The organism is Paenalicyclobacillus macrosporangiidus (assembly GCF_900116805.1).
Lineage (GTDB): Bacteria > Bacillota > Bacilli > Alicyclobacillales > Alicyclobacillaceae > Alicyclobacillus_H > Alicyclobacillus_H macrosporangiidus.
Window position 1 is genome coordinate 1 of record NZ_FPBV01000073.1, and the last position, 1,892, is coordinate 1,892.

Here is a 1,892-nt window from a genome sequence, read left to right on the forward strand (position 1 = left end):
CGACGGTCGATATAATCCCCCCAACGGGGCAAAGCCAGCGACGTCACAAATTAGACACAAACGGTGAAATTACACCACTTGACGGGACACTACCCCAACACATGCCATGTTGCTCAGTCTAAGAGATCCTTAGATTTTCGTAATCCTCGTAGAACGCATACCGGTACTCCGTAAGGGAGGCAAGGTAGCGTACGTCTTGCGCAGCTACCCGTCCAAGAAGGCCGTGAAGAAGACGCGGGCCAAGGTACGGGAGGAGTTGGCGCCACGGAATCGGCTGTATTGGAGTCCGGCACAGGTGGTGGTAAACCTGAATCCCATCATCCAAGGATGGAGGAGCTATTATGGGAGTATCGACCCAGGCATGAGCCGCAGGTTTCTGAGCAAGGTGGACTGGCACATCAATTGGCGACTGATTCTGTACTGGCGCAAGAAGCACAAACGCAACCGGATGACGCCGACGGAAATCGTTCAGTTTTTCCGGTCCATTGGGCTGAAAACGGCAAGCGGATATGGGCAGGGGCTATAACAGCGCAAGGTGAAGAACATCGGAAAGCCGTATGCGGGAAAACCGCACGTACGGTTTGATGAGGAGGGGCTGGGTCCCCCAGCCCTTTCCTCTACATGCGGACCCGCACGTACGGTGGTGTGAGAGGACGGGGGCTAGGCGCCCCTTCCTACTCGATTGAGCAAGTTCGATTAGGCTAGACCCACAGATTGTATTTATGGCGTCCATGATGAGTGTCGCAATCGCACCGGCATTTATCATTGTCTGAAATGCTCTGCATCGGAATGGCCAGTTGTCTTATTTCGTTCCTTTGATAGGTACAAGCCGTTGTCTTTGAAAAGTGGTCGCATAAATTAAAACTACCCAACGGGTACCGCCGAAGCTCCGTCGTACGTTCCTCCCAACAATAAAACGTCCCTCGTGGGCGTTTTATTGTTTGTCTAAAAAGGGCGTACAAGCCGCTCCATTCTATGACAAAAGCCTTGTCCTTTCTATGATACGAGCCGTCTCACGACTGAATTTTCCTCCATACAGTACATTACTTCAAGTGAAGGGGGTGACTAAGGATGGGTGAGGAACGTCGTGAAATTCGTCGCCACGCGGTTGTGTTTCTGATTATCTTTGTGCTGTTTATCCTGCTCGTTCCACGTGAACGGGAATTCTATGGTGGATCAGCTTACGGAGGCGGATATGGACCTAGTTACTATTGAGGAGGCTACGAAAAAATCCCCCGTGCAGATGGGGGATTTTTCATCGTCATGAGCAAAGTCGATTAGACTAGACCCACAGATTGTATTTATGGCGTCCATGGTGAGTGTTGGATCACACCGGCATTTATCATTGTCTGAAATGCTCTGCATCGGAATGGCCAAAAGTAAAAGGGCGACTTTCTATGATGCAAGCCGTCTTACGACTGACTTACCCTTCATACGCTAATTTACCAAGGAAGAACGAACTCATAAATCATTATGTTCCAATGGATGGAGACGGTACTGATGAAGCTCGGTACACTGATCAAATACGGTCCTCTGGTGTTAAATATGGCACGAAACGAAAAGGTACGGTATTTGTGTAGGATAGCCTGGCTCATGTATAAGCGCCGTAACCAGAAACGAGCAAGAATACCAACACGTAGACGATGAGGAGCAGTTTCCTACCAGGTGGATTTGCCGAATGTCCTTGCCCGTTCCAGCTTCATTATTAACGTCTATGGCAAACAACGAAATATCGAACTTTCACCCCATCCCAAGTACCATAGACAAACAATAAAGCGTCCCTCGTATAACAAGGGCGGGTAGTGTCCCGTCAAGTGGTGTAATTTCACCGTTTGTGTCTAATTTGTGACGTCGCTGGCTTTGCCCCGTTGGGGGGATTATATCGACCGTCG

At 49.6% G+C, this 1,892-nt stretch carries 2 protein-coding genes; both read left to right on the top strand.

What is annotated here, in order from left to right; all coding sequences use genetic code 11:
* The first annotated feature begins 196 nt into the window (after positions 1-196).
* Entirely contained in the window at positions 197-526 is a 330-nt protein-coding gene (locus BM357_RS18665) for a group II intron maturase-specific domain-containing protein (RefSeq protein ID WP_074956905.1), read from the top strand.
* Between the two features lie 545 nt (positions 527-1,071).
* Positions 1,072-1,215 carry a hypothetical protein gene (locus BM357_RS20050; protein ID WP_175511597.1) on the top strand — a complete coding sequence of 48 codons (144 nt, stop codon included), beginning with the start codon at positions 1,072-1,074 and terminating at the stop codon, positions 1,213-1,215.
* Positions 1,216-1,892 lie beyond the last annotated feature (677 nt).